A 24,868-nucleotide genomic window follows, 5' to 3' on the forward strand; every position below is an offset into this window, starting at 1 on the left:
ATAAAATCAGAATGAACTGTCACATTGTATACTATGCAAAAATCACATACGGCGGCACAGAATCGTGGTACAATAGAGGTACGATTAGGAGGAACACCAAATGTCTAAATATACTGATTATCAATTCAAACCATTTCTTCGCGAAGCAATCGGGAGGCTTGGCTTTGAAAATCCAACACCGATTCAAAAAGAAATGATTCCGCTCATTTTAAAGGGGACGAATGCAATTGGGCAGGCGCATACAGGAACGGGGAAATCACATAGCTTTCTCATTCCTGTCTTAGAACGGATAGATGCAGCAGTCGATGAGTTGCAAGCGGTTATTACAGCACCAACAAGAGAACTGGCAACTCAGCTCTTCAACGAACTGACGAAGATGATTGAGGGGACGGAAATACGTGCTTCTTTACTAATTGGAGGGACGGACAAGCAACGATCTATCGGAAAACTAAAATCTAATCCGCAAATCGTTGTCGGGACACCAGGACGTATTAGTGATATGGCTGAAAACGGAGCGCTTGCGATTCATACAGCTTCTATTTTAGTGATTGATGAGGCAGATCTTGCATTCGACATGGGCTTCATTGAAGATATCGATAAATTCGCATCAAAAATGCCAACAGGGCTTGAAATGTATGTATTTTCAGCTACGATCCCGGAAAAACTGAAACCGTTCTTAACCAAATATATGGAATCGCCTGTTCACGTAAAAATTGGTGAACGGAAGCCGCTAACGGAAGGCATGCATTATGCACTTGTACCCGTGCGCAGTATGAACAAAAAGAAAAAGTTGTTGCATGTCATGGAAGCCATCAATCCTTACTTGGCGATTATTTTTACAAATACGCGTCAAAATGCAGACAATCTTGCGGATTATCTAGCGGAAAATGGCATTAAAGCCGGCAGAATTCATGGTGATTTAACACCACGTGAACGAACGCGGATGATGAAACAAGTGCGCGATCTCGAATTCCAATATATCGTCGCAACAGATCTTGCAGCACGCGGGATTGATATTCCGGGTGTGAGCCATGTTATTAACTTCGAATTGCCGGAGGATCTTGAATTTTTCATTCACCGAGTGGGACGTACTGCACGTGCAGGGCTGGAAGGAACAGCTATTACACTGTATGAGCCATCTGAAGATGATAAAATCGTGCGAATTGAAAAGCTAGGCATTCCATTTGTCCATGAAGACGTGAAAAATGGCGAATGGACTGAAGTAAAAGAGCGCCATTCGAGAAAAAATCGTGTCAAAGAAGAAGATGACATTGATCGGAAAGCGACTTCGTTTGTGCGGAAACCAGCGAAAGTGAAACCAGGCTACAAAAAGAAAATGGCGCAAGAAGTAGAACGCTTTAAAAAGCGTGAAAGGAGATTGAATCGTAAAAAATGACAAATGACCAACCATTATTGCTCGGTTCTCACGTTTCGATGAGTGGTAGCAAAATGTTGCTAGGTTCAAGTGAGGAAGCGGCTAGTTACGGAGCAACAACCTTTATGATTTATACAGGCGCACCTCAGAACACGCGGAGGAAGCCGATTGAAGAGTTGAATATCGCAGCAGGCCAACTGCATATGGAGGAACACGGACAATCCAATATTGTTGTCCATGCCCCTTATATCATCAACATTGCAAATACAACCAAGCCGGAAACATTTGAATTAGGCGTGAACTTTTTGCAAAAGGAAATTGAGCGAACAGCTGCGCTAGGCGTCAACCAAATTGTCCTTCACCCTGGTGCACATGTTGGTGCAGGTGCTGATAAAGGTATTGCTAAAATTATCGAAGGGCTTAACGAAGTTCTTTCCCAAGACTATCCTGTGCGCATTGCACTTGAAACGATGGCTGGAAAAGGGACTGAATGTGGTCGGAATTTCGAAGAGATTGCGGCAATTATTGATGGTGTTACACATAACGAACGCTTGTCAGTGTGTTTTGATACTTGTCACGTTCATGACGCCGGCTATGACATTGTAGGTGATTTCGAGGGCGTGCTTAAAGAGTTTGACAGCATTGTCGGATTGGATAGAATTTCTGTTATTCACGTCAATGATAGTAAAAATGAACGGGGCGCTAAGAAAGACCGCCATGAGAATATTGGATTCGGCCATATTGGCTTTGAACCATTATCCTATATTGTCCATCTTGACAAGTTCCAGTCCATTCCTAAAATTCTTGAAACACCTTTTGTAGGTGCTGATCCGAAAAATAAATTGGCTCCTTATCAAATTGAAATCGACATGTTGAAAGCGAAATCATTCCAACCAGCTAAAATTGACCAGCTGCGAGGCTGATAATAAGGAAGCCCATCTGCAATTGTTCACGCTAATTGCAGATGGGTTTTTACTTTGTTTAATCATTTCGTCGCATCCATGTATTTCTGAAATAATTGTTCGGTTTTTTTTCTACCAATTACTCCACGAACTTTATTGATGAATGTTTCGGGAACCCCAGTGAAAAGCCAATGGAATGAAATGTCGTCAAGCAACGGGCGCAACGCCCTGATTTCGGCGATCGAAAGATCTACACCATACTGCGCGGCAATCACTCTTACCTCACGATCACTTTTCACTTTTACTTCATTTAATAACTGTGCGTAGTCCATTCCACATTCCTTCTTTCTTAAAAGGTTGTTTTCCTTCGCCTCTTCGTTTATACTTTTACAAGTAAATCGGAATGATTCCTGTTATCTTTTTTGCAGGGATGAGGAAAGGAAATTCAAATGACAAACACGATTATTCAATTGGACGATGTCAGTTTCAGTTATGAACAATCCCTCGCCCTTGATCATATTTCTTTGCAAGTTAGAGAAGGGGAGTTTTGGGCGTTAATAGGTCCAAATGGTTCGGGAAAATCGACGCTACTGAACATCATTTTAGGACTACTGACACCAACGAGTGGTACCGTTAAATTATTTGGTACAGAGATGGCATCTTTCAAACAACGCGAACGGATTGGTTATGTTTCACAGAAATCCAATTCGTTTAACTCGGGCTTTCCAGCAACAGTACTTGAAGTTGTGCGAAGTGGCTTAACTCGAACGGTTGGATTATTTAAAAGCTTTTCTAAACAAGATGAACAACGCGCATTGGAAGCACTTAAAATTGTTGGCATGGATCGTTTTGCCAAGCAAAATATTGGTGAACTATCAGGTGGCCAGCAGCAGCGAGTGTTCATAGCGCGAGCATTAGCAGGTAAACCAGAGCTACTCATTATGGATGAGCCGACAGTCGGGATCGATCAGCAAAATGTTGAATCGTTCTATTCTATGCTCAATACGTTAAATCGTGAGCATGGCATCGCAATTGTTATCGTCACACATGAGATTGACTTAGTGACGGATCTTGCGACACATGTGGCGTGCTTGAATCGGACCATCCATTTTCATGGTGTTCAATCTGCCTATAAAAATATGGGGGATGAAGAAGTTTCAAAATGGTACGGGCATCCTGTACGACGCGTTCACCAGCAGGCGAAAGAGGTGGAACAATGATTAGCGCTATATTATCGTATGAATTTTTGCAAAATGCTTTTCTTTCAGGACTAATCATTGGGGTCATTGCGCCTTTACTTGGTTTGTTTATCGTCGTCAGAAGGCTAGCGCTTATTGCGGATGCACTTAGTCATGTGGCATTAGCGGGTATTGCAGGAAGCCTTTATTTGAGCCAGCAAGTGTTCTTTTTCGCGGCCTTGAATCCTGTTTACTTAGGCATCGCTTCCGCAGTTGGTGGTTCACTGTTGATTGAGAAGTTGAGAGGGGCTTATCGGCATTATGAAGAGCTGGCAATTCCAGTTATCTTGTCGGCGGGTATCGGTATTGGAGCTATTTTTATATCGTTATCGAAAGGGTTTGGCTCAGACTTAATCGGCTACTTGTTTGGCTCTGTATCTGCGGTAAGTCGACAGGATCTCATTATTGTCAGCGTTATTGCACTTATTGTTATTCTATTTATTCGTTTATTGTATAAAGAGTTGTTTACGTTGTCCTTCGATTCAGAATATGCGAAAGTATCGGGGGTAAATGCCCGTTATATTCAGATGGCATTTATGATTATTACGGCGCTCGTGATAGGGGCTTCTATGCGCATTGTCGGGATTTTGCTTGTATCTTCGCTAATGACAATCCCGGTTGCGGCGGCTATGCAATTAGCAAAAAGCTTCCGAGGAGCTATGATCTATTCCATTATTTTTGGTGAAGTGTCGGTGGTTATTGGCCTTGTATCTGCTTTCTATTTAGACATTGCACCGGGTGGAACGATTGTCGTGACGTCGATTATTATTTTACTGCTCGTTCTCGCTTGGAAAAAACTACGGGGTGGTCATAACGCCCAAGTTGTGAAGGAGGGAATTGTATGACACTAGATGAAGCATGGCGCATACTGCAGGACAATCAATTTAAACGCACAAAAAATCGGGAGACGATTTTACATTTTTTTTCGAAAAATGACCGCTATTTGACCGCTTTAGAGGTCAGAAACTTTATGGAAGATGACAATCCGGGTATTAGTTTTGATACGATTTACCGCAATTTGTCGACTTTTTCGGAACTGGGGATTCTGGAAGAAACGGATTTAAACGGAGAACGGCATTTTCGGATGCAATGTGAGCCCGGTGTCCACCACCATCACTTCATCTGTACAGCTTGTGGCAAGACGCGCAGTATTCCGCATTGCCCAATGGAGATGATTACCGTGAACTTGCAAGACTATGAAGTAGAAGGACATAAATTCGAAATCTACGGCAAGTGTCCTAGATGTGTAGCGAATTAAGAACAGTGCAAGCCCCTAGATACTGTTCTATGTGGAATTTTCTTTTTCGTTAAAAAAGACGATGTGCATCCCTATAATCAGGTTGCACATCGTCTTTTTATTTTACAGGTTCTTCAACTGGAAAAAGTTTTTTGATCCAATTGTTCGCTTCCTGCCAATCATTGACTCGAATAACGCCTTCAGGAATCGGCTCCCGATTATATGGGGTATCGAATAGAATAACGGGAATATTAAGCTCTTCGTGGATTTCCACGGCATTATCATGTTTGTCCTCGAAGAAGGCATGGACACCAAACTTTTTCGCCGTTTCAATTTTGTGATGACTACCAACGAGTTCGATATGATCGAAAGGAATGTCTTCCCGTTTAAACCAATCACGTGTGACATCGTACACTTGTTGACCACGCGCGGAAATATAATACAGTTCGAATTGTTTTTTCCAATCATCTAGCACTTTTTTAGCAAAGGCTTGGGTAGGGGAAGTACCGTAAATATGCGCTTCCGCTCCCATATACCATTGCCAAAAGACTTCTTTATCTACTGGGAATGCTTTAGTCAAGTCGTATTCTGTAATGTCTTCTAGCACAAGATTGCATCCAAATTGCTGATTAATATGCGGCAACAGGGAAGTGGGGCATGTCACCGTACCATCGATGTCGATGCCGAATCGAAGATTTCTCATTCGACTTTCCCGCTCTCAATTAGAAGCTCTTCTTGGCGTTTCTTTTCGAAATATTCTTCCGCGAGTTTATCAATTTCGATTTTTAGTTCATCGACCATTGTTGCTTCGGGTACTTTACGAACCGTTTTCCCCTTCATGAAGAGCAGTCCTTCTCCACGTGCGCCAGCGATACCGATATCGGCTTCACGTGCTTCACCTGGGCCGTTAACTGCACAGCCAAGCACAGCTACTTTAAGTGGTGCTTTAATATGTGAGATATATTCTTCGACTTCGTTGGCAATTGAAATGAGGTCGATTTCGATACGACCACATGTTGGGCATGAAATAAGTGTTGCAGCGTTTGAAGACAAGCCGAATACTTTTAATAGCTCGCGAGCGACTTTGATTTCTTGCACAGGATCTGCACTTAGCGATACGCGCATCGTATTTCCAATGCCTGCTGAAAGAAGTGTGCCAAGTCCCGCTGAACTCTTAATAGACCCTGCAAATAGCGTTCCGGACTCCGTAATGCCAAGATGTAACGGATAGTCGAATGCTGCTGCGGCTTTTTTATAGGCTTCAATAGCTAGATTGACATCGGACGCTTTTAACGACACGATAATATCGTGGAAATCGAGGTCTTCCAATATTTTAATATGGTGAAGCGCACTTTCTACCATTCCATCGGCAGTCGGATAGCCGTATTTTTCAAGAATTTTCTTCTCGAGTGAACCTGCATTGACACCAATTCGAATTGGGATGCCTTTTGCTTTCGCCGCATTGACGACTGCCTCGACTTTCGATTGTCTACCGATATTTCCAGGGTTAATACGAATTTTGTCCGCCCCTTGTTCGATGGCGATCAATGCTAATTTATAGTCAAAGTGAATATCCACAACAAGTGGAATGTTAATGCGCTCTTTAATAGCGCCAATTGAATACGCCGCACGTTCGTCTGGACAAGCGACACGAACGATTTGACAACCAGCTTCTTCTAAGCGCAAAATCTCTGCAACTGTTGCCTCTACATCATGTGTTTTTGTCGTCGTCATACTTTGGATGAACAGCTCATCACTACCGCCGATTGTCAAATTACCGACGCGCACCGGGCGTGTATTAGATCTGTGTATCATTGGATTCATGTATTTCTCTCTCTCCTTAGTTGGCTATTGCCTTATAACTACTTACTATTTTAGCAATCAACCTAACAAAAAGACAAGGCGTAACCCTTATTGATTGGATTCTGTGCAGCTGTCTGATTGTTTTTGGCTAATCGGCAACAATACTTCCACACCGCCAATCAGTTGTTGATTTTTAAGATGTGGGTTGAAGGAGTAAAAGGCATTCAACCGTTCAATAAAACTCAGTTCTGGGTCAGGATAGAGTGCTAATAACGTTTCGATTGTATCACCAGCAACAGTCGTAACAGTAATCGTTGTTACATTCTCTTGTTCTTCGCACTGCGTGGTCGGTGATTTAGCGGCGAAAGAAGCGAGCGGAATCGTTCCTTCTGCAAGATCCATACGGATAAAATGGAAGGTGATGAACAGAATAACAGCAAGTAATAGTGTGCGCATGGAAATTCCCCCTTCCATCACTATATGTGCGAAAGGGGGAAGTATTCATCGAGCCATTTTAGGGTAATACTTTGCGGCAGCCGCAATATACAGTGTATGAATGATAGAGGTGACAATCATGCTGTAATTGCCTGTGGCTGGAAAGAAGTCGAGCACTATTGTTAGGAGAATGGGAACAGTAATCGCGATGGCAGCTGTGTTCCACATAAAACGGTATTCTCCTCGTCTTTTCATCAATTTTAATAATACGACACCAACATAGCCGAATACGCTAATGCGCAAGAAAATATAAAAAGTACTAATGACGAGTTGGAGTAAAAAAGCAATGGGATAAATAATCCACCCGACGGTTTCGCCATGTGCTAATAATTCAGGAGAAGCATCAAAAAGTGAAGCATCTCCAGCTATGTAACGGACAAAAGAAATACCCGTAAACAATGTGACGAATAGAAAAACGTATTGAAAGACTTTACCGATTTTTAATAAACGGAATGCAGCTAATTTTTTAGGCTCATGGATTGCTGCTATGAATAATTGGTGGAACTTCACAAGATAACCTCCTCAATCTATTACCAGTCTATCATTTTCTAATGCAAGTGTGGTTATCTGTAATTTCGACAGAATGATGACAGTTTGTGAACCAAATGTTAAGGGAATGTAAAGATTCGTCTATTTCTATTTACAATCGACAAGAACTATCAACATAATGAGATGCTATACATAAAGTATGATGGAGGTTGCTGCGTAATGGAGGTAAACTGGCAGGAAATGCTGTTCCAGTTTCTAGGCGGACTCGGGATATTCTTGTTCGCAATAAAGTATATGGGGGATGGCCTTCAAAAGGCGGCGGGCGATAGGCTTCGCGCAATTCTAGATCGCTTCACGACGAACCCGTTCATGGGTGTTCTGGTCGGGATTGTCGTTACGGTTTTAATTCAATCGAGTTCAGGGACGACAGTTATTACAGTTGGACTCGTTAGTGCAGGGTTCATGACGCTGCGTCAGGCAATTGGTGTCATCATGGGTGCCAATATCGGAACAACGATAACTGCATTCATTATTGGACTTGACGTCGGAGCATATGCATTGCCGATTATGGCGGTAGGGGCATTCCTCATTTTCTTCATTCGAAAAAGTCAAATTAAAAATATGGGAGAAGTTATTTTTGGTTTCGGGGGATTGTTCCTTGGGCTTGAATTGATGAGTGGTGGTATGAAGCCGCTTCGAGAGCTAGAGACCTTTACAGATATGATGGTTTCAATGAGTGATCAACCGATGCTTGGTGTTATCGTTGGAACAGTCTTTACATTGATTGTACAAAGTTCAAGTGCAACGGTCGGGATTTTACAAGGGCTTTACGCTGAAAATCTTGTCGATTTAAGTGGAGCATTGCCAATTTTGTTCGGTGATAATATCGGAACGACAATTACAGCGATTTTGGCTTCAATTGGTGCATCGGTTGCAGCAAAACGTGCAGCGGCGACACATGTTCTTTTCAATATTGTCGGAACAATCGTCTTTATGCTCCTTCTAGTACCGTTCACAGCATATGTTGAATGGATATCAGGGGCCTTGTCACTTGAGAATAAAATGCAAATTGCTTTCGCACATGGTTCTTTTAACATCGCCAATACGATTCTCCAGTTCCCATTGATTGGGGCATGGGCATGGTTGGTGACAAAAGTAATTCCAGGTGAGGATGTAACAATTGAATATAAGCCGAAGCATTTGGATCGACACTTCATCGATCAATCGCCAGCGGTAGCAATTGGACAAGCGAAAGCAGAAATCATTCGCATGGGTGAATTCGGTGTCCAAGGGCTAGAAGAATCCTTTGCATATTTGAAAACGGGCAATAAAAAACATGCCGAAACAGCGTATCAAATTGAAGATGCTATCAACAATTTAGATCGGAAAATAACCGATTATCTCATTGAAATCTCTTCTGTTAGCATTTCTCCGATTGAATCAGCACGACATGTCATGCTGATGGATGCAGTGCGCGACATTGAGCGAATTGGAGACCACTTTGAAAATATTATTGAATTAATCGATTTCAGAGATGTCAATAAGGTCAAAGTGACAGCAGATGCGATGGAGGATCTGACGGAAATGTTTACATTGACGATTGGGACGGTGCAAAAAGCGGTCGATTCACTGAATACAAATGATATCGAGCTTGCGCGGAAAGTTGCAGAGCAAGAAGACCTGATTGATAAGATGGAACGGAAATTCAGGAAAAAACATATTGTACGTCTAAATGAAGGATCTTGTACGGCGCAAGGCGGTATGGTATTTGTCGACATCGTCTCGAATCTAGAACGAATCGGCGACCATGCAGTCAATATTGCTGAAGCAATTTTAGGCGATCGCGTATAATTGTCTTGTATTAATCAAAGGAGGTTCTTAATGGAAGTTGTAGGTTGGATTGTAGCCATAGTCCTGTTTGTAATTGCTTTTGCAGGTCTTGTCTATCCGATTATTCCATCGGCGTTCTTCATACTTGGAGGATTCCTCCTCTATGGTGTGATTGTGACATTTGATGGCATGAACATATGGTTTTGGATCATCCAAGGATTATTTGTCGTCTTGTTATTCGGTGCAGATACATTATCGAATTTAGTAGGTGTGAAGAAATTTGGCGGTTCAAAGGCGGGGATGTGGGGAAGTACAATAGGTCTTCTCCTCGGCCCGTTCGTTATTCCGGTTGCAGGAATTTTGATAGGCCCTTTTTTAGGTGCCGTCATCGCAGAATTGCTCGTTTCCCGTTCGGATGTTAAGCAAGCATTCAAGACAGGTATTGGTTCGCTCGTAGGATTTTTAACGTCGGTTGTCACGAAAGGGATTGTCATGGCGGTCATGATTGCCGTGTTTATCTTCTTTATTCGTTAATTGTTCACAAATAGTCCATTTTATTTGAACGCTTTTCACAATTTTGATAATGTTGAAAGTGTAGGATAACTTTTAAACTCTCTAGGAGGAATAGACAATGGCTTATACACTACCAGAACTACCATATGCATACGATGCATTGGAACCACACTTCGACAAAGAAACGATGAACATTCATCACACAAAACACCACAACACGTACATTACAAATGTAAACAATGCACTTGCAGGACACGAAGAACTTCTTAGCAAATCTGTTGAGGAATTGATTTCGGATCTTGACGCAGTACCAGTGGATATCCGTACTGCAGTCCGTAACAATGGTGGAGGCCATGCGAACCACTCTCTATTCTGGCAACTTCTATCACCAAACGGTGGCGGAAATCCAACGGGTGCACTTGCAGAAGCAATCGATAACAAATTCGGTAGCCTTGATGCATTCAAAGAAGAATTTGCAAAGGCGGGTGCAACTCGTTTTGGATCAGGCTGGGCTTGGCTAGTGTTGAACAACGGTGAGCTTGAAGTTACATCGACGCCAAACCAAGATTCACCACTTATGGAAGGTAAAACACCACTTCTTGGACTTGACGTTTGGGAGCATGCATATTACCTAAACTACCAAAACCGTCGTCCAGACTACATTGCAGCATTCTGGAATGTTGTCAACTGGGACGAAGTTGCAAAACGTTACGGTAAATAATTGAATCAAATGATTACTTGAAGGAACAAAGCACATACCTTGTACGTCAAGGTATGTGCTTTTTCTTTTTGGAATGTTATAATTCAACAAGGTTAACATTCGTTAACGAGAGGGCTTCGGCAAATGATACCATAATCTAGAAGTCATATTGGCTATGGGGAAAGCATAGCTACCTTCGTGAATTATGCCGAAGCGTATTTGATTGGGAAGGAGGATTTTATGAAAAAACAGAGACGTAAGGCGGACCAGGCGAAAGTGCGCCAACGAAAACATATCGCATTTCGGATGAATATTTTATTCTTTACAATCTTCGTCCTATTCTCTTTGCTTATTCTTCGTCTCGGTTATTTACAGATTGTTAAAGGGGAAGATTATAGTCGTCTATTAGAACAGAAGGAAGAAATAGCTGTCAATACGAGTGTGCCGCGTGGCAAGATTTTTGACCGGAATGGGCGTGTCCTTGTTGACAATGATCCGAAAAACGCGATTACATATACGAAGACAAACTCGACGAAGTCAAAAGACATGTTGGAGATTGCAGAGCAACTTGCGGATTTAATTGAGCAAGATACAAAACGCGTGACGATTGGGGATAAAAGAGACTTTTGGATATTAAAACATCCAGACGAGGCCCTTGCAAAAGTGTCGAAAAAAGAACAGGCAGCAATTTTGAATGACAGTACACTTTCTAGTGCAGAAGCGCAACGTGCTATTAATAAACTAACGCGTGAGCGAATCACAGATGAGGAAATCAATTCTTTTTCGGATGAAGAACTAGAAGTACTAGCCATTTACCGTGAAATGATGTCAGGCTATGCATTCTCCCCGCAAATTATTAAAAGTGATGGAGTTACTGAAGAAGAGTTTGCAGCGGTGTCTGAGCGATTGAGTGAACTACCAGGCGTTGATACAACAACGGACTGGGAACGTGTTCGTAGATCAGATAATACGATTCTAGGATCGACAACGAATCCAATTGAAGGAATTCCGAAATCGCATCTGAACTATTACTTAGCAAGAGATTATTCGAGAAATGACCGAGTCGGTAGAAGTTTTCTTGAGCAGCATTATGAAGAGCTCTTGAAAGGTCAAAAGACAGTTGTCAAAAACGTCAAAGATCGAACTGGCCGTGTTATTGAAACGAAAACGGTTAGGGAAGGGGAGCCTGGCAAAGACCTTGTGTTGTCACTGGACAGCGAGTTGCAATTAGAACTTGAGAAACTGGTGTCAGACAAGCTGCTAAGGCTCAAGGCTGGGCCGAATTCACGTTTGCTGGATCGGGCTTTTCTTGTGATGATGGACCCGAATACAGGTGAAGTATTATCGCTCGTTGGGAAGCGCATTGTGAAAAATCCAGAAACGGGTAGAAATGAAATTCAGGATTTCTCCTTCGGTACATTTACATCTGCACATGAAGCGGGTTCTACAGTGAAGATGGCAACGCTATTAACGGGCTATAGTGAGGATGCTGTTCGGATTGGAGAACGAAAAATCGATACACCTCTTTACGTTGGTGGAACGAGAAAAAGTTCTCTATTTAACCAAAATGGTAGCGTATCGGTGAGTGATGTTGAGGCAATTGGACGTTCATCCAACGTTTATATGTTCCGTATTGCCTTTTCATTAGGGGGGGCTACCTATCGCCCCGGGAAAGCGATGCGAATCGATTTAGGCGCATTCGATACGTTCAGACAATCATTTGGATCATTTGGACTTGGGACAAAGACAGAAATAGATTTACCTGGGGAAGGTACAGGGGCTGTAGGGACGGATACGCTAACGGGTAAACTGATGGACTTTTCTATTGGACAATTTGATACGTATACAACGTTACAGCTTGCACAATATGTTTCAACGATTGCCAATGGCGGCTACCGTGTTGCGCCAAAAATGTTGAAAGAAATTCATGAGCCTTCTGAAGACGGTACAACGATCGGGCCATTAGTAGAAGAAGTTGAAACCAAGATTTTGAATCGTATCAATAATACAGATGCGGAAATTAATCAAGTGAAGCGCGGCATGAAGTATGTTTATTATGGGAAAAATGGAACCGCACGTAACTTGTTAGCGGGTGCTAAGTACGATGCAGGTGGAAAAACAGGAACGGCGCAGGCAGATTATTACGGAGATGATAAAAGTCAATACGGTAAAAGGACAATCAATTTATCACATGTTGGCTTTGCGCCTTTCGATAATCCAGAAGTGGCCTATGCAATCGTCATTCCACATATTTCAACAAACCAAAGGAAATATCCACCGGCAACAAATGAGCTGACACGTGCGGCACTCGATATTTATTTTGATTTGAAGGAAAAGCGGTTACAAGAAGGCAATCGCCAATCGGTTGACCAGCCTATCTTACCCTCACTTGAACAAGAGCTAGCAGAGTAAAAAAATCAGCACCTATCAATCATATGATAGGTGCTGTTGCTATTCTTTTGCGGTTGTAATGACTGTTGCAATTGCTTGGAAATCCATTGAGGAGTCCACATTGTGCTCACCAATTTGAATCTTACCTTCTAGCTGATTGCTAATGAGGAAGTCGTTAAACGCTGTGGCGTCTTGAATAATACTTGCTTGTTGTAAGTCTTCCGCAACGGATGTCGATTTTGCGCCAGATGCAATCGTTAGTACAGCTTTGACAATTGGCGCTGGTTCAACTGCGGGTGACTCTTCGGCAGAGGATACAGTTTGTGCAATGGCCAATTCTTCTTTTGCTTTGGTTAGTTCGTTTTGCAACTTGTCGATTTTTTGTTGCATTTGTTGTACATCTGTATCCGCCACTTGTTCGCTGTTACTTGTAAAGTAGAGAATCCCGCTTGCTAGTAGACAAGCAGCCCCAACGATACGTAAAATGTCACGTATCATGCCATCACACCTTTCGAGCGTAACACAGCGAGTACCTCATTCGTAGATAAGGAAGAGCGTTTTGCGATATCTGCGGTGGAATAGCCTTGTTCATGTAAGGAAAGAATTTGATTGACGATAATATCATGAACGGGTTTTGCCTTTATTGTTGTTTTTTTGTTTTTAGGCAGAGGCGTCGATAGGTGACCGACACCGATCATGAGCTCTTCTTCGACAACTTTCAATCTTTTTTTCAAGTTATGCGTCTCTTGATGAAGACTAATAGAGATTTTTTCAATCTCCTCTGCATGCTTGCTGGAAGAATTGCCGACGAAAAACGATGCGAGTGTACTTATAAGCCCGATAATGAGTAGGATTATTGCTAAATCCATTTTATCAATCCTCCAAAATGTTACATTGTTATCATAGTACCATACGCATTCCTTTAAGGAAATTCGAATCTTTTTGCTGGACATATACGGGTGATGTGCTACAATAGAAAAGTCGTATAAATCATGCTCGTAACACTATTTTATATTCCTGATGAGTGGGAGGGAAAATAATGCGCGTAAATATTACACTTGCTTGCACAGAATGCGGTGAGCGCAACTATATTTCAAAGAAAAACAAACGTAATAATCCAGAACGTATTGAAATGAAAAAATACTGCTCACGTGAAAAGAAACAAACATTACACCGTGAAACGAAATAATTGCTCATGCCAAAACCTTTACGGGTTTTGGTTTTTTCATGAAAGAATTAAAAAAGTTATATATTAAATGCGTATTTAGACACTGTTTTCACGTGCATGCCTATTTCAAAAGGGGGAATCGACGATGCGTAAACAACAACAGCGAAATGAGATGTTGAATCGCTTGCAGACGATAGAACGTTCAGAACACACAAAGAAATCTTTGGAAATGGTTGAACAAGTACTTGCTTCAGAAGAGTTTCAACGGGCTAGCACAATAGGTGTTACACTATCTCGATTTCCTGAAGTGGATACACGTCCTTTGATAGAAGCAGCGTGGAATGCGGGGAAGCGAATAGCTGTACCGAAATGTATACGTGCAACTCGCGAAATGGATTTTCGAATTTTTACGTCATTTGACCAACTTGAAACGGTCTATATGAATTTATTAGAACCGATTGTGGCCGAAACCGAAGCCGTTGAGAAGGATGCAATTGATTTGCAAATTGTCCCAGGCGTTGTCTTTTCGGATGAGGGCTATCGAATTGGTTTTGGTGGCGGTTATTATGATCGCTATCTAGCACAATTTGAGAATGCTACCTTATCGCTAGCATTTACTTGCCAAACGGGGCATTTGCTCCCGATTGAAAAATATGACATACCCGTTCAGAAAATTGTTACGGAACAAGGCGTAATCGATTGCCAAGGAGAAGGAGAGTAGGGAATGAACGACTATTTTAGCGTCATTCAACTTCTAAAACGATTTGGGATTTACGTCTATATGGGCGACAAGAAATCAGATATTGAGATGATGCAGACCGAGGTGAAGGATCTCTTCGATAGTGGATTGATCCCACAGGATGTCTATTTACAAGCAATATTATTACTCCGAAAAGAATTATCCAACATATAGATTATTAGATAAGGTTTTACCTTGAATTAACAGGGATTTGGAATTACACGCAGACACAATATTTTAGTTCTTTAGACCTTTTATTAGGCGCTTTTGAAACTTTTCTCCATCTTCGCCGTCTATTATGTAGTACGTGCAATTAAGATGGTAGTTGTATCTGTACTTTATCAGCAGTTAAATTATGAAAGGGAGAGATGGAATGAAGAACAAAGCTTGGCCCAAACATTCCGTGCTCATCATCGCAATAGTCGCAACATGGCTTACAACGTATTTTGGTTATCTCACAAGCTTTAATATGAAAATCGATAATATGATGCAGGAATTCATTCTCTTTATGAATCCGCTCAGCTTTCTTTTATTGGTCTATGGACTTGCGCTATTCATGAAAAGTACGAAAAAACGAAATCGCTATTTACTAACTGTCAGCATACTAACGTCAATTGTTATGTTCAGTAACGCTGTGTTTTACAGGTTTTTCAATGACTTTATTACATTACCGGTACTATTTCAGACAAGTAACTTTGGAGATTTGTCTTCATCGGTTACAGCGAACTTGCATTTAACGGATATCTTTTTCTTTACAGACGTTTTGATCGTTTTCTTGGCGATTAAATTTATTCCTGAAAGAGAACGGACGGCTCAGCGTAGTAAAATTGCACGCAAACTATACTTTGTTGTCACTGCAACGATTATGATGGTCAATCTTGGTCTTGCGGAAACAGAACGCCCTCAACTGTTAACACGTAGCTTTGATCGGGAATTACTGGTAAAGAATATTGGGACGTATAACTACCATATTTATGATTTGTTTATTCAATCGAAATCACATGCACAACGTGCACTTGCAGATGGCAGTGAATTGGTAGAGGTAGGAAACTATATTAATGCGAACTACGCTGCTCCAGACCCTGAAATGTTTGGAATTGCTGAAAAGCGTAATTTGATTGTTGTGTCGCTAGAGTCGCTACAATCATTTGTCATTAATGAAGAAATGGATGGTAACGTGATTACACCATTTTTGAATGAGTTGACAAATGATCCAGACACATTCTATTTTAATAATTTTTATCAACAAACAGGACTTGGGAAAACATCAGATTCAGAGTTCCTGCTTGAAAATTCATTGTATCCACGAAATGGTAGTGCAGTATTTTTCACACATAGTGGAAATACGTACCAATCCATGGCGGAGCAGCTTGGCAATAAAGGCTATTTCACAAATGTAATGCATGCTAATAACCGAAGCTTCTGGAACCGTGACATTATGTATGATGCACTGGGTATTGATAAATTTTATGATTTAAAAAGTTATGAGATTGGGGAAGGCGAAGCGGTCAACTGGGGTATGAAGGACATTCCGTTCTTTGATCAATCAGTTGAGTGGATGAAAGATATGCCACAACCATTTTACTCAAGGTTAATTACATTAACGAATCATCACCCGTTTGTATTAGATGAGGAAGATAAGCTCATTCCTGAATATACGTCTAATTCAAATACGCTAAATAAGTATTTTCAAACAGTTAGATATATGGACGAGGCTGTCAAATTGTTCTTTGACAATTTGAAAGCGAGTGGGCTTTATGATAATTCTATTATTGTGATGTATGGAGACCATTATGGTATTTCAGAAAATCATAATAAAGCGATGGGCATGTATTTGGATAAGGAAATTACACCTTATGACAATGCAGTTCTTCAAAGAGTGCCGTTGTATGTTCATATCCCGGGTTATGGGAAAGGGAAAGTTGTAGAAGAGGTTTCAGGTCAAATTGACTTGCGTCCAACGATTTTACACTTGATGGGAATTGAGACGAAAGACGATATGCAACTTGGTGCGGATATTTTCTCACCTGATCACGAGCCGTTTGCCATTTTCCGTGACGGACGTTTCGTAACGGATAAACACGTCTACACGCAAGATGTTTGTTACGATAGTGAGACAGGTGAAGAGACTGAAATGGCTGCATGTGAGCCGTTTATCGAACGTGCCACAACTGAACTTGGCTACTCTGATATGATCATTAATGGAGATTTGCTCAGATTTAAAGAAGAACAAGAGCAAACCCCTGTATTAAAAGCTGGTCAGCAGTAAGCATGATAAGGTTCTGCACGGTGCATGCCGTGCAGAGCTTTTTTTCATAAAGAAAGTTCTATAATTTTCAATTGTTAGAAGTTGAAGGGAAGTATTCTCTTTAGAAAGGAGTTCATAAGTTGCGAAAAAGGGTGTCCGTCTTCAGTTTGGCAGTTTTGATTTTAGCAGGATGTACGGCAGAGACAGATCATTTAGCCGATAAACCTGCTGATATTACCGATCCAGTTAAGAAAAACGATCAAGATCGTAAAAATGTTACGCAACAGCTATTGAAGGCTGATCCAGCGACGTTTCATTTTGTTGCCGATTGGCTAACCGATTCAACAATCGCTTATGTTGAGAAGAGCGACGGACGTTATAAAGTGAACAGCTTTGATTTGGAAACGGGGAAAACGATGATGTTGTATGAAGATTCCTCCATGATTATAGACGTTTTGATTCATCCATTACGAGAATATATGTTAATACATACGAGTGACGACCCAACCGCAGCTACAGTAAAATTAATGACGATTGATGGTGTTGTTCAGGATGAACTGACCGTTGCCTCTACTGAACTTGCGATTGAATGGAATGATCTCGATCCGCAGCTTATTCTCTTAACGGGTTTTCAACCAGATTGGACATTTGATGTATTTTTATATGATGGGCATAAGGAGCAGTTTGGTTTACTTACGATGGAAGAGCCTTTTCCGAAATGGTTCGGTACAGAGAAAGTGGTTCTCGGTCGCGTTGCGGAACATGCACTTGACGGGGCAGAGTTACTGACTTATGAACTTGCAACCGAACAATGGAGCCTGCTGGATGTTGGAAATGCTATTTATTTTGATACATATGAGGATGTCATACTCATCGCAAGCCTCGGCGATGAAAATACGGCGAAATATACGATTAGAGGGCAGGATGGCGAGATCCGCTCGGAGTGGCAAATGCCAGCCATCAGTAACTATTCAGAATGGATCCATCCGGATATTGAGTGGATATCCAAAGATGTTATTGTACTAGCTGCCCCTGACGAAGGGGGCCAACTGGATGAATTGGCATCGCCCTACAGGCTTATTCGTGTGACAGAAGGGAGGCAGGAGGTCGTCACCGAGGAGGTTATACAGAGCTCGTTACGCTGTTCACCGGCAGGGAAGTACTGTCTTACAGGGTATTCGTTGGAAACACTAATCGATGTTGAGACAAAGAAGGAAATCCCTTGGCTAACATTCCCGGAGTCCTAAGGGGATATGTCTTTGTTCAAACTTATTCATAGTTTGAGCAAAGACATAATTTTAGACAATAAAAAACATCCTTTGTAAATACATTCACAAAGGATGTTTTTTATCATGTTTAGTTGCCTTATTTGGCTTGTCTTACAGACCTGGTGGGAAACCTTGGAATACAAGTGTTGCAACCGTGAAAGCTCCAAAAACAACTGCAGCTCCAAGGTTAAAAACGATACTTAAAACATTACGTTCTTTGAATGCTTGGACCGTTCCAACAACTGACAAAATTGCAACCAGACCAAAAATGACCATTAATAAGTTCATTGTGAGACACTCCTTTCAACAATAGGAACTTCCGCCAAATTCGTTCACTTTCTGTGAACTATGCAGAAGTCAGCACATCCTGTGCAAGTTTAATTTAACAAGATTCCTCTTCTATTGTACTGTTTACATTTCCTTTTGTCGAGGTTAATTCATGACGATTGTTTGAAATCTCTCAACAAGTTGCGTAGTATAATTTAGAGGAGGTGGAGACTATGTTGAAAATTAGTACATATCCACTAGGACCGATTCAGACGAATTGCTACATTGTTCAAGATGAGGTTGGCAATTGTCTCATTGTGGATCCAGGTGAAGAGAGTGCAAGGATTATTCGTAAAGTAGTTAGTCAGGAGTTGACGCCTATTGCTATTCTGTTAACGCACGCTCATTTTGATCATATAGGTGCTGTTGATAGCGTGCGGGATCGGTTTGGGATTCCGGTCTATTTGCATGAAGAGGAAAGGGAATGGTTGTCAGATCCGAAGCTAAATGGTTCTGCAAAATATGCAGGGTTGCCAAACGTTCAAAATCGACAAGCGGATCATTTACTTTCAGAAGAGGGCATTATTGAAATCGGCCCATTTACATTTGAAGTAAGACATACACCCGGACATTCTCCAGGGAGTGTCTCGTATATTTTCGATGCGGCTCGTTTTGCGATTGTTGGAGATACACTATTTAAACAAAGTGTGGGCCGAACGGATTTACCGGGTGGAAATACGAGTGTCTTGTTAGCATCGATTCACGATAAACTGTTGGAGTTGGATGATGACTTTATCCTGTATCCAGGGCACGGAACCTCAACAACACCAGAAGATGAAAAAGATTCAAATCCTTTTTTGAACGGTTTTTAAATAGAAGGAAAACAAAAAAACAGCCTAAAAGGGCTGTTTTTTTGTATGTACGATTAGTGACTAACACCTTGTACGTGGATGAACGTTGAGTAGTAGCTAAATCCGACCATGAAAATCATCAGGTAAGCTCCAAATAGGTACATATACATACGCTCTGTCAAGTTCAGATATCCAAGTAGTAGGAAGAAAAACGTGTTTGCGACAAAAAGAAGTGCAGCTGGTAGCATGTCGCCTACGAAAAACATTATAGCGAATATGCCTGTCCAGAAGCCCATCAGCTTGAACATGTTATCCATGTGTGTGTCCCTCCTTAAATAAAACATTACAATAAGCTCACATTCATTATAAAGGATAACAACCACAGATGTAAACTCCAATCGTATTTTCATTGTGACAAAGCCGTGTAAAAAGAGAAGAATGCTTGTTTTTTTGCCAAAAATCATATTTGGGCCTAAATTTGACTTCAAAAATTGGTTTTGCTCGTTTTTGTCGACATACAATTCGACTTTGTGGAAAAGTGTTCCAAATAAGGGGGTGTCCATTGTATACTTTATGTTAAGACGGGAAGCGGTCTCCCGTCTAAATAAGATGGATCAACATTCCATTATTACTGAAAGAGGGGTGCTCAATGGTTAGACATGATAACGTCATTGAACGTAAATGTTTTCAGTTGCTAGAAAAAGCGATTAGTTATGAAGCAACCGATATCCACCTCGTGCCAATGAGCGAGGGATATGATGTATCGTTTAAAAAAGATTCCAAACTCGATCGGTCCGGAATACTTCCCCCACAATTAGCGGGCCGTATGATTTCCTTTTACAAATTCCTTTCCTCACTCGATATAAGTGATAGGCGAAAACCGCAAAGTGGTTCTTTCCATAAGCGGGTTCAAGGAGAAAATTATTCTTTTCGCGTATCTACCATTCCTGCTATTCAATTAAAAGAAAGTGTTGTTATACGTTTGCAAAAGCATGACAAAATTGTTCCGCTCGATGAATTATGCATGGAACGAGCGTGGGCAGACCAATTACGCCTCGCTACATCGAAACAACAGGGATTGCTTATTACAACCGGACCAACCGGTTGTGGAAAGACGACGACCATTTATTCGTTAACAGCGCATTGTACCAATCGGTTAGAGCGTCATGTCATTACTCTGGAAGACCCTGTTGAAAATAATCATTCCCATTTGTTGCAAATCCAGGTGAATGAACAATCAGGCATGACTTATGCGAGTGGTTTGAAGGCGATTTTGCGCCATTCTCCAGATGTCATTATGATTGGTGAAATTAGAGATAGTGAGACCGCTAAGATTGCTGTTCAAGCCGCGTTGACAGGTCATTTAGTCATCACTAGCATTCATTCGAAAGATCCCGCAGGTTGTTTCTACAGGATGATGGATTTTGGGGTTTCGATTGAAGAATTGAGACAGACAGTTGTTTGTATCGCGGCTCAGCGTCTCGTACGAACTTCCTCTGGGACAACGAGTGCCGTATTTGAAATTGTACAAGATGATGTGCTGGATGAAATGACGAATTCAATTATGAAGGGTGACCGAATCATTGTTTCGGAAGAGCAAAAGGTAGAGGCACTTATGTTGAAATATAGCCATCCGAAAGTGGTGCAAGATGGACATGCTTAACGACAATATAGCGGCTAAGCGTAAGGTGCTGCTTGAAAATCGTCCAACCTTTTTAAAAAGGCTTGCGGTTCTTTTGAGGGAAGGCTATACGTTTCATGATGGTTTGCATTTACTATTGCCACACCACCTGAAAGAATATGACCGGATCTTAATAGAAGTAGAGGGAGACTTTAAAGCGGGATTTGGTGTCACACAAATTTTTAGTCGTTTTGGATTTTCCTCAAGTATGTTGCTACCTATTTCGATTGCTGAAATGGATGGTCGGCTTGCAGATACCTTGGAGGAGATGGCCGAGCGTTTAAGAAAGAGTGAAGAGAAAAAGAAGAAACTCAAAAATCTATTGGTTTACCCTATTGCGCTCTTTGTTTTTGTTGCGGTTTTACTGATTGCGTTTCGTAAGTTCTTTTTACCCAATATGGAAATGCTTGCAATGTCTCGGCAAACGCAGGCGGGGGGCTTTGTTGCGGCATTACCATCAATTGTGTCCAAGATACCGGATGCCATTATTGGTGTGGTAGTCATCTCGGCAAGTCTTGTAGGCATTATGCGTCTGCTCTATAAGAACATGACTCCAACGAGCAAGATTCACTTTTGTGTTTCAGTCCCAATCATTCGTATGTTTTTTATGATGATGAAGACGAGGGACTTTGCGAGCGAAATGGGTAGTTTGTTACAGTCAGGATTATCTATGCAAAATGCACTAGATGTGCTCATTAACCAGCAATTGGATGTCGTTTTAAGTACGATGACTACAAATGTGAAAGAACAAGTCATCTATGGTGAGCCCCTGCATAGCGCAATTGAGATGACGGATGGCTTGATGGGACAGCTAGCGGCTTTTGCGAAACATGGTGCTGATAGTGGGCATTTATCCAAAGAGCTATTGATTTATAGCGAGCATCTAGAGGAAACGATAGACCGCAAGCTCACCGCGATTTTAGCCTTGCTACAACCAGTATTATTTGGCGTCATAGCGCTTTGTATTTTGGCGGCTTATCTGACGTTATTGTTACCGGTTTATGGCATGATGGATAATTTATGAAAGGGGCAAAAGGATGAAACAAATCCGTGATAATCGTGGCTTCACTTTGATAGAAATGATGATCGTTTTGTTAATTATTTCCGTTTTGATTCTCATTGCGATTCCGAATGTTACGAAGCATTCAAAGTCCATTGATGAAAAAGGCTGTGATGCCTATGTGCATATGGTTCAAGGACAAGTAGAATCGTATAAAATGGATGTCAAAAAGATTCCGGGAAGTGTCGAAGAACTATCAGATAAAGGGTATCTACCCGAGAAAGCTGCATGTCCAGATGGCAGTGCAATTACGATTGATACAGATGGAAAAGTAACAGCAGCGCGAAAGGCTGCAAGCTCGGGAAGTTGATGATGAAAGCGCGTAAGGAAAATGGCTTTACTTTTCTTGAATTGCTGTTAGTTTTGGCTATTCTTTCGATACTAACCGCAATTATTATCCCGTCTGGTGATCGCTGGATGCGTGAGCAGACGGCAGAGAGTGCCATTCAGGCCTTTATGGCATCCATTCAAAATTTACAAGCCTATTCGATGGCTAATAATGCGTATACAAAATTATCCTTCAAAAATGCTGGAACGATGTATATCACAGCGGTACCGGGAGAATTTGAATTTGCAAGGACGAATTTTCCGGCTGGTATGAAACTTGTGGGGGGAATGGATAGCGTTGAGTTTCATGGAAATGGAGACATCATTAAGTCAGGTACATTAGTGCTTCAGACATCTTCCGGCTTTACAGAAATTCGCATTCAATTTCAACGAGGGAGGATGGTGGTTTATGAACGATAAGGGCTATTCGTGGCCAGAGGCACTACTCACATTAACTATCGTAATGGTTATTTTTGGAACACTACTGCCGTTTGCATCATTCATAACATCTGATTTGCAAGCCAGGAAATTGGGCATGTATGCAGCGGAGACCGCTTATCAAGGAGCCATTTCCTTTCAGACATATGGTGTGTCAGAAGGGACTCGACAAGTGGATGGAGTAGCATATGACTGGATTGTCGATACGGACGCCGTTTGTGTTTCATATGGGCCTGCGGATAAGGTGGTGAGAAAATGCATCGCTTATTGAATAAGGGAAATGAACGTGGCTATACTTTTCTTGAGAGTATTTTCCAACTGTTGATTATGGCGCTATTTCTTCAGCTATTTGTGCTGTTTTTCTTCTGGAAAGAACCGATTGAACGACAATATACGGATTATGGATCCACAGAATGGGAATTATTTGCGGTGGATATGCAGCAACTGCTAGCGGAAGTGAGTGCGATTGAAGTCAGTGATGCGGGAGAAATGCTTCGCTTTCAGAATGCGAGAGGAAACATTAGTATCAATCAAAATGGAAATGTTATTCGGAAGCGGGTGAATGGGAATGGGCATATCCCGTTACTAACAAGCGTCCGCTCCACGTTTTTTTCCATTGACGGAATGGGCTTAACCGCACGGGTTCTAATGGCAGATGGCACGCGAAAAGAGAGGAGATTTGTTATTGGGTTGTATCCAGAATGAAGACGGTGCTATGCTTGCGGCAGCGATTGTTCTATTATTTTTCGTTTCCCTCTTTCTTTTCACCATCGTTTCGTGGCATGATAGTCTACAAAGGACATATGATTCGCTTGAAACATATTACGACAACGAAACGGTGAAGATAATGAAGCGGGGCGGCTAGATAGAACTGTCCCAGCAGACGGGTGATAACATGAGGAAAGTGTATTTGGTTGGCTTTATGGGCAGTGGGAAAAGTGCTATCGGTAAGCGACTCAGTTTTGCGACCAAGATGCCATTTTACGATATGGATGATGAAATCGTGAAAAGAATGGGCATGACGATTCCTGCTATTTTTGAAACATACGGTGAAGCGTATTTTCGCGATATGGAGACAGAATTTTTGCGTACATTTCGTGATGAGTCTTGTATTATTGCGACAGGCGGCGGTGTAGCGATGCGGGAAGAAAATCGCGCGATTATGCGTAAAACAGGGCTTGTTTTTTATCTTAACGCACCATTTCGTGACATATGGCGTCGCGTTGCAACAGATAAGAATCGGCCAATTGTTCAGCGATCGTCACGTTCTGATCTGGAGCGATTATTTAAAACAAGGCGTGCGAATTATCAGCAATCTGCTCATTTTCGGGTGGAGACAGAGCATCGTTCCTTGCGAGATATTACCGATTACATTGCATTCCAGGTCGGTAGGCTTGCAGGAGAAAAATAAAACGGAAATCGACAGAGATTTCCGTTTTTCTACATGTAAATTGGATGAAGATTTAAAAAACACCTTAAAACACGAACGTTATAAACTTCTTTTCTTTTAACGTTCGTAAAAACAACTAACTATGAAAAAGTATTGCGCTTACAGAAATGAAATGTTAAGATATAAGGCGAAAGGGCATATTTTGCCTTAATTTTAATCATTGTCATACCAATTGAATAGCGCGAATGATTGTATGGGGAGAGCACGCATTAGGCGTCGCCGAAGGAGCAAATAACAGAGGTTATGAATCTCTCAGGTAAAAAGACTCATACATGACGCATCTCTGGAGAGAGCCGATGTAATGCGGCCACCAACGAGGAAAGCCGTAAGGTCAAACTTTCAGGTACAAGGACAGAGGTTCTCTTTTACAGGGGACCTCTGTCCTTTTTTAGGCATCA

The 24,868-nt window shown here is 41.6% G+C and carries 32 protein-coding genes and 1 riboswitch; of the genes, 23 read left to right on the plus strand and 9 right to left on the minus strand.

Features of this window, described 5'->3' with window-relative positions; all coding sequences use genetic code 11:
* Nucleotides 1-100: 100 nt before the first annotated feature.
* Complete coding sequence (locus MKY34_RS13250) at nucleotides 101-1,396, plus strand: DEAD/DEAH box helicase (RefSeq protein WP_342511318.1); 1,296 nt, start codon at nucleotides 101-103, stop codon at nucleotides 1,394-1,396.
* Nucleotides 1,393-2,298: a deoxyribonuclease IV gene (locus tag MKY34_RS13255; RefSeq protein ID WP_342511320.1), complete on the plus strand. Its 906-nt coding sequence runs from the start codon at nucleotides 1,393-1,395 to the stop codon at nucleotides 2,296-2,298. Before MKY34_RS13250 ends, MKY34_RS13255 begins: the two co-directional genes overlap by 4 nt.
* Nucleotides 2,299-2,360: 62 nt before the next feature.
* Here MKY34_RS13255 and MKY34_RS13260 read toward each other — a convergent pair whose 3' ends face one another.
* Nucleotides 2,361-2,609 (minus strand): hypothetical protein, encoded by a 249-nt coding sequence (locus MKY34_RS13260; protein WP_342511322.1) that lies wholly within the window; start codon nucleotides 2,607-2,609, stop codon nucleotides 2,361-2,363.
* 117 nt (nucleotides 2,610-2,726) lie between these two features.
* Between MKY34_RS13260 and MKY34_RS13265 the strand changes: the two genes are divergently transcribed.
* From MKY34_RS13265 to MKY34_RS13275, 3 genes are read left to right on the plus strand one after another with little or no spacing between them, the layout of a single operon-like run.
* On the plus strand, nucleotides 2,727-3,497 hold the full coding sequence (locus MKY34_RS13265) for a metal ABC transporter ATP-binding protein (RefSeq protein WP_342511324.1): 771 nt from the start codon (nucleotides 2,727-2,729) through the stop codon (nucleotides 3,495-3,497).
* Entirely contained in the window at nucleotides 3,494-4,360 is an 867-nt protein-coding gene (locus MKY34_RS13270) for a metal ABC transporter permease (protein WP_342511326.1), read from the plus strand. The genes MKY34_RS13265 and MKY34_RS13270 overlap by 4 nt, the downstream gene beginning before the upstream one ends.
* The gene (locus MKY34_RS13275; RefSeq protein WP_342511328.1) at nucleotides 4,357-4,773 is read left to right on the plus strand and encodes a Fur family transcriptional regulator; all 417 of its coding nucleotides are present in this window, start codon (nucleotides 4,357-4,359) and stop codon (nucleotides 4,771-4,773) included. The genes MKY34_RS13270 and MKY34_RS13275 overlap by 4 nt, the downstream gene beginning before the upstream one ends.
* 97 nt (nucleotides 4,774-4,870) lie before the next feature.
* Here the strand turns inward: MKY34_RS13275 and MKY34_RS13280 are convergent, their stop codons facing one another.
* The 4 genes from MKY34_RS13280 to MKY34_RS13295 form a co-directional block, all read right to left on the minus strand.
* Nucleotides 4,871-5,455, minus strand: coding sequence for a hypothetical protein (locus MKY34_RS13280; protein WP_342511330.1), 585 nt, complete (start codon nucleotides 5,453-5,455; stop codon nucleotides 4,871-4,873).
* Entirely contained in the window at nucleotides 5,452-6,576 is a 1,125-nt protein-coding gene (gene ispG / locus MKY34_RS13285; RefSeq protein WP_342511332.1) for a flavodoxin-dependent (E)-4-hydroxy-3-methylbut-2-enyl-diphosphate synthase, read from the minus strand. The genes MKY34_RS13280 and ispG overlap by 4 nt, the downstream gene beginning before the upstream one ends.
* 87 nt (nucleotides 6,577-6,663) lie before the next feature.
* Entirely contained in the window at nucleotides 6,664-7,011 is a 348-nt protein-coding gene (locus MKY34_RS13290; RefSeq protein WP_342511334.1) for a hypothetical protein, read from the minus strand.
* A gap of 45 nt (nucleotides 7,012-7,056) precedes the next feature.
* The gene (locus MKY34_RS13295) at nucleotides 7,057-7,560 is read right to left on the minus strand and encodes a DUF1189 family protein (protein ID WP_342511335.1); all 504 of its coding nucleotides are present in this window, start codon (nucleotides 7,558-7,560) and stop codon (nucleotides 7,057-7,059) included.
* Between the two features lie 198 nt (nucleotides 7,561-7,758).
* Here MKY34_RS13295 and MKY34_RS13300 point away from each other — a divergent pair, with 198 nt between their 5' ends.
* From MKY34_RS13300 to MKY34_RS13315, 4 genes are all read left to right on the plus strand, one after another.
* The gene (locus tag MKY34_RS13300; RefSeq protein ID WP_342511337.1) at nucleotides 7,759-9,390 is read left to right on the plus strand and encodes a Na/Pi cotransporter family protein; all 1,632 of its coding nucleotides are present in this window, start codon (nucleotides 7,759-7,761) and stop codon (nucleotides 9,388-9,390) included.
* Between the two features lie 30 nt (nucleotides 9,391-9,420).
* Nucleotides 9,421-9,903: a DUF456 family protein gene (locus tag MKY34_RS13305; RefSeq protein ID WP_342511338.1), complete on the plus strand. Its 483-nt coding sequence runs from the start codon at nucleotides 9,421-9,423 to the stop codon at nucleotides 9,901-9,903.
* Nucleotides 9,904-10,000: 97 nt separating this feature from the next.
* Nucleotides 10,001-10,603: a superoxide dismutase gene (locus tag MKY34_RS13310; protein ID WP_342511339.1), complete on the plus strand. Its 603-nt coding sequence runs from the start codon at nucleotides 10,001-10,003 to the stop codon at nucleotides 10,601-10,603.
* A 219-nt stretch (nucleotides 10,604-10,822) separates the two neighbouring features.
* Nucleotides 10,823-12,994, plus strand: coding sequence for a penicillin-binding protein 2 (locus MKY34_RS13315; protein ID WP_342511341.1), 2,172 nt, complete (start codon nucleotides 10,823-10,825; stop codon nucleotides 12,992-12,994).
* 39 nt (nucleotides 12,995-13,033) lie between these two features.
* Here MKY34_RS13315 and MKY34_RS13320 read toward each other — a convergent pair whose 3' ends face one another.
* Entirely contained in the window at nucleotides 13,034-13,471 is a 438-nt protein-coding gene (locus MKY34_RS13320; RefSeq protein WP_342511343.1) for a hypothetical protein, read from the minus strand.
* The gene (locus MKY34_RS13325) at nucleotides 13,468-13,842 is read right to left on the minus strand and encodes a hypothetical protein (protein WP_342511346.1); all 375 of its coding nucleotides are present in this window, start codon (nucleotides 13,840-13,842) and stop codon (nucleotides 13,468-13,470) included. The genes MKY34_RS13320 and MKY34_RS13325 overlap by 4 nt, the downstream gene beginning before the upstream one ends.
* A gap of 170 nt (nucleotides 13,843-14,012) precedes the next feature.
* Here MKY34_RS13325 and rpmG point away from each other — a divergent pair, with 170 nt between their 5' ends.
* From rpmG to MKY34_RS13350, 5 genes are all read left to right on the plus strand, one after another.
* Nucleotides 14,013-14,162 carry a 50S ribosomal protein L33 gene (gene rpmG / locus MKY34_RS13330; RefSeq protein WP_179391711.1) on the plus strand — a complete coding sequence of 50 codons (150 nt, stop codon included), beginning with the start codon at nucleotides 14,013-14,015 and terminating at the stop codon, nucleotides 14,160-14,162.
* Nucleotides 14,163-14,286: 124 nt separating this feature from the next.
* On the plus strand, nucleotides 14,287-14,862 hold the full coding sequence (locus tag MKY34_RS13335) for a 5-formyltetrahydrofolate cyclo-ligase (RefSeq protein WP_342511350.1): 576 nt from the start codon (nucleotides 14,287-14,289) through the stop codon (nucleotides 14,860-14,862).
* 3 nt (nucleotides 14,863-14,865) lie between these two features.
* Nucleotides 14,866-15,054, plus strand: a complete 189-nt coding sequence (locus MKY34_RS13340) for a YqgQ family protein (RefSeq protein ID WP_342511352.1) — start codon at nucleotides 14,866-14,868, stop codon at nucleotides 15,052-15,054.
* Between the two features lie 199 nt (nucleotides 15,055-15,253).
* Nucleotides 15,254-17,149, plus strand: coding sequence for an LTA synthase family protein (locus tag MKY34_RS13345; RefSeq protein ID WP_342511354.1), 1,896 nt, complete (start codon nucleotides 15,254-15,256; stop codon nucleotides 17,147-17,149).
* 119 nt (nucleotides 17,150-17,268) lie between these two features.
* A complete protein-coding gene (locus MKY34_RS13350; RefSeq protein ID WP_342511356.1) occupies nucleotides 17,269-18,375 on the plus strand; it encodes a hypothetical protein in 1,107 nt (368 codons plus the stop codon).
* 132 nt (nucleotides 18,376-18,507) lie between these two features.
* Here MKY34_RS13350 and MKY34_RS13355 read toward each other — a convergent pair whose 3' ends face one another.
* On the minus strand, nucleotides 18,508-18,684 hold the full coding sequence (locus MKY34_RS13355) for a DUF2759 domain-containing protein (RefSeq protein WP_342511358.1): 177 nt from the start codon (nucleotides 18,682-18,684) through the stop codon (nucleotides 18,508-18,510).
* Nucleotides 18,685-18,896: 212 nt separating this feature from the next.
* Between MKY34_RS13355 and MKY34_RS13360 the strand changes: the two genes are divergently transcribed.
* A complete protein-coding gene (locus MKY34_RS13360) occupies nucleotides 18,897-19,535 on the plus strand; it encodes an MBL fold metallo-hydrolase (RefSeq protein ID WP_342511360.1) in 639 nt (212 codons plus the stop codon).
* Between the two features lie 53 nt (nucleotides 19,536-19,588).
* Here the strand turns inward: MKY34_RS13360 and MKY34_RS13365 are convergent, their stop codons facing one another.
* Nucleotides 19,589-19,831, minus strand: a complete 243-nt coding sequence (locus MKY34_RS13365) for a DUF2626 family protein (RefSeq protein ID WP_342511362.1) — start codon at nucleotides 19,829-19,831, stop codon at nucleotides 19,589-19,591.
* Nucleotides 19,832-20,163: 332 nt separating this feature from the next.
* Between MKY34_RS13365 and comGA the strand changes: the two genes are divergently transcribed.
* The 8 genes from comGA to MKY34_RS13405 are packed head-to-tail and all read left to right on the plus strand — an operon-like array spanning nucleotide 20,164 to nucleotide 24,431.
* Nucleotides 20,164-21,177, plus strand: a complete 1,014-nt coding sequence (comGA, locus tag MKY34_RS13370) for a competence type IV pilus ATPase ComGA (protein ID WP_342511364.1) — start codon at nucleotides 20,164-20,166, stop codon at nucleotides 21,175-21,177.
* Nucleotides 21,164-22,219, plus strand: a complete 1,056-nt coding sequence (comGB, locus tag MKY34_RS13375; protein ID WP_342511366.1) for a competence type IV pilus assembly protein ComGB — start codon at nucleotides 21,164-21,166, stop codon at nucleotides 22,217-22,219. Before comGA ends, comGB begins: the two co-directional genes overlap by 14 nt.
* 13 nt (nucleotides 22,220-22,232) lie before the next feature.
* The gene (gene comGC / locus MKY34_RS13380) at nucleotides 22,233-22,565 is read left to right on the plus strand and encodes a competence type IV pilus major pilin ComGC (protein ID WP_342511368.1); all 333 of its coding nucleotides are present in this window, start codon (nucleotides 22,233-22,235) and stop codon (nucleotides 22,563-22,565) included.
* Between the two features lie 2 nt (nucleotides 22,566-22,567).
* On the plus strand, nucleotides 22,568-23,002 hold the full coding sequence (locus MKY34_RS13385; RefSeq protein ID WP_342511370.1) for a prepilin-type N-terminal cleavage/methylation domain-containing protein: 435 nt from the start codon (nucleotides 22,568-22,570) through the stop codon (nucleotides 23,000-23,002).
* Nucleotides 22,992-23,291 (plus strand): hypothetical protein, encoded by a 300-nt coding sequence (locus MKY34_RS13390; protein WP_342511372.1) that lies wholly within the window; start codon nucleotides 22,992-22,994, stop codon nucleotides 23,289-23,291. Before MKY34_RS13385 ends, MKY34_RS13390 begins: the two co-directional genes overlap by 11 nt.
* The gene (gene comGF, locus MKY34_RS13395; RefSeq protein WP_342511374.1) at nucleotides 23,276-23,725 is read left to right on the plus strand and encodes a competence type IV pilus minor pilin ComGF; all 450 of its coding nucleotides are present in this window, start codon (nucleotides 23,276-23,278) and stop codon (nucleotides 23,723-23,725) included. Before MKY34_RS13390 ends, comGF begins: the two co-directional genes overlap by 16 nt.
* The gene (locus MKY34_RS13400) at nucleotides 23,706-23,885 is read left to right on the plus strand and encodes a hypothetical protein (protein WP_342511376.1); all 180 of its coding nucleotides are present in this window, start codon (nucleotides 23,706-23,708) and stop codon (nucleotides 23,883-23,885) included. Before comGF ends, MKY34_RS13400 begins: the two co-directional genes overlap by 20 nt.
* 30 nt (nucleotides 23,886-23,915) lie before the next feature.
* Complete coding sequence (locus MKY34_RS13405) at nucleotides 23,916-24,431, plus strand: shikimate kinase (protein WP_342511378.1); 516 nt, start codon at nucleotides 23,916-23,918, stop codon at nucleotides 24,429-24,431.
* Nucleotides 24,432-24,655: 224 nt separating this feature from the next.
* Nucleotides 24,656-24,748, plus strand: a riboswitch (glycine riboswitch).
* Nucleotides 24,749-24,868: the final 120 nt, after the last annotated feature.

It is taken from the genome of Sporosarcina sp. FSL K6-1522 (assembly GCF_038622445.1).
Taxonomy (GTDB): domain Bacteria; phylum Bacillota; class Bacilli; order Bacillales_A; family Planococcaceae; genus Sporosarcina.

Bases quoted from the DNA above. Each gene is read 5' to 3' on its own strand.
- MKY34_RS13290 (WP_342511334.1), bottom strand. From the start codon at position 7,011: ATGCGCACACTATTACTTGCTGTTATTCTGTTCATCACCTTCCATTTT.
- MKY34_RS13255 (WP_342511320.1), top strand. From the start codon at position 1,393: ATGACAAATGACCAACCATTATTGCTCGGTTCTCACGTTTCGATGAGT.
- MKY34_RS13305 (WP_342511338.1), top strand. From the start codon at position 9,421: ATGGAAGTTGTAGGTTGGATTGTAGCCATAGTCCTGTTTGTAATTGCT.
- MKY34_RS13405 (WP_342511378.1), top strand. From the start codon at position 23,916: ATGAGGAAAGTGTATTTGGTTGGCTTTATGGGCAGTGGGAAAAGTGCT.
- MKY34_RS13355 (WP_342511358.1), bottom strand. From the start codon at position 18,684: ATGAACTTATTAATGGTCATTTTTGGTCTGGTTGCAATTTTGTCAGTT.
- MKY34_RS13270 (WP_342511326.1), top strand. From the start codon at position 3,494: ATGATTAGCGCTATATTATCGTATGAATTTTTGCAAAATGCTTTTCTT.
- MKY34_RS13340 (WP_342511352.1), top strand. From the start codon at position 14,866: ATGAACGACTATTTTAGCGTCATTCAACTTCTAAAACGATTTGGGATT.
- comGC (WP_342511368.1), top strand. From the start codon at position 22,233: ATGAAACAAATCCGTGATAATCGTGGCTTCACTTTGATAGAAATGATG.
- MKY34_RS13250 (WP_342511318.1), top strand. From the start codon at position 101: ATGTCTAAATATACTGATTATCAATTCAAACCATTTCTTCGCGAAGCA.
- MKY34_RS13315 (WP_342511341.1), top strand. From the start codon at position 10,823: ATGAAAAAACAGAGACGTAAGGCGGACCAGGCGAAAGTGCGCCAACGA.
- MKY34_RS13280 (WP_342511330.1), bottom strand. From the start codon at position 5,455: ATGAGAAATCTTCGATTCGGCATCGACATCGATGGTACGGTGACATGC.
- MKY34_RS13320 (WP_342511343.1), bottom strand. From the start codon at position 13,471: ATGATACGTGACATTTTACGTATCGTTGGGGCTGCTTGTCTACTAGCA.
- comGB (WP_342511366.1), top strand. From the start codon at position 21,164: ATGGACATGCTTAACGACAATATAGCGGCTAAGCGTAAGGTGCTGCTT.
- MKY34_RS13325 (WP_342511346.1), bottom strand. From the start codon at position 13,842: ATGGATTTAGCAATAATCCTACTCATTATCGGGCTTATAAGTACACTC.
- comGA (WP_342511364.1), top strand. From the start codon at position 20,164: ATGGTTAGACATGATAACGTCATTGAACGTAAATGTTTTCAGTTGCTA.
- MKY34_RS13300 (WP_342511337.1), top strand. From the start codon at position 7,759: ATGGAGGTAAACTGGCAGGAAATGCTGTTCCAGTTTCTAGGCGGACTC.
- MKY34_RS13310 (WP_342511339.1), top strand. From the start codon at position 10,001: ATGGCTTATACACTACCAGAACTACCATATGCATACGATGCATTGGAA.
- MKY34_RS13260 (WP_342511322.1), bottom strand. From the start codon at position 2,609: ATGGACTACGCACAGTTATTAAATGAAGTAAAAGTGAAAAGTGATCGT.
- MKY34_RS13390 (WP_342511372.1), top strand. From the start codon at position 22,992: ATGAACGATAAGGGCTATTCGTGGCCAGAGGCACTACTCACATTAACT.
- MKY34_RS13345 (WP_342511354.1), top strand. From the start codon at position 15,254: ATGAAGAACAAAGCTTGGCCCAAACATTCCGTGCTCATCATCGCAATA.
- MKY34_RS13360 (WP_342511360.1), top strand. From the start codon at position 18,897: ATGTTGAAAATTAGTACATATCCACTAGGACCGATTCAGACGAATTGC.
- MKY34_RS13385 (WP_342511370.1), top strand. From the start codon at position 22,568: ATGAAAGCGCGTAAGGAAAATGGCTTTACTTTTCTTGAATTGCTGTTA.
- ispG (WP_342511332.1), bottom strand. From the start codon at position 6,576: ATGAATCCAATGATACACAGATCTAATACACGCCCGGTGCGCGTCGGT.
- comGF (WP_342511374.1), top strand. From the start codon at position 23,276: ATGCATCGCTTATTGAATAAGGGAAATGAACGTGGCTATACTTTTCTT.
- MKY34_RS13265 (WP_342511324.1), top strand. From the start codon at position 2,727: ATGACAAACACGATTATTCAATTGGACGATGTCAGTTTCAGTTATGAA.
- MKY34_RS13335 (WP_342511350.1), top strand. From the start codon at position 14,287: ATGCGTAAACAACAACAGCGAAATGAGATGTTGAATCGCTTGCAGACG.
- MKY34_RS13365 (WP_342511362.1), bottom strand. From the start codon at position 19,831: ATGGATAACATGTTCAAGCTGATGGGCTTCTGGACAGGCATATTCGCT.
- rpmG (WP_179391711.1), top strand. From the start codon at position 14,013: ATGCGCGTAAATATTACACTTGCTTGCACAGAATGCGGTGAGCGCAAC.
- MKY34_RS13275 (WP_342511328.1), top strand. From the start codon at position 4,357: ATGACACTAGATGAAGCATGGCGCATACTGCAGGACAATCAATTTAAA.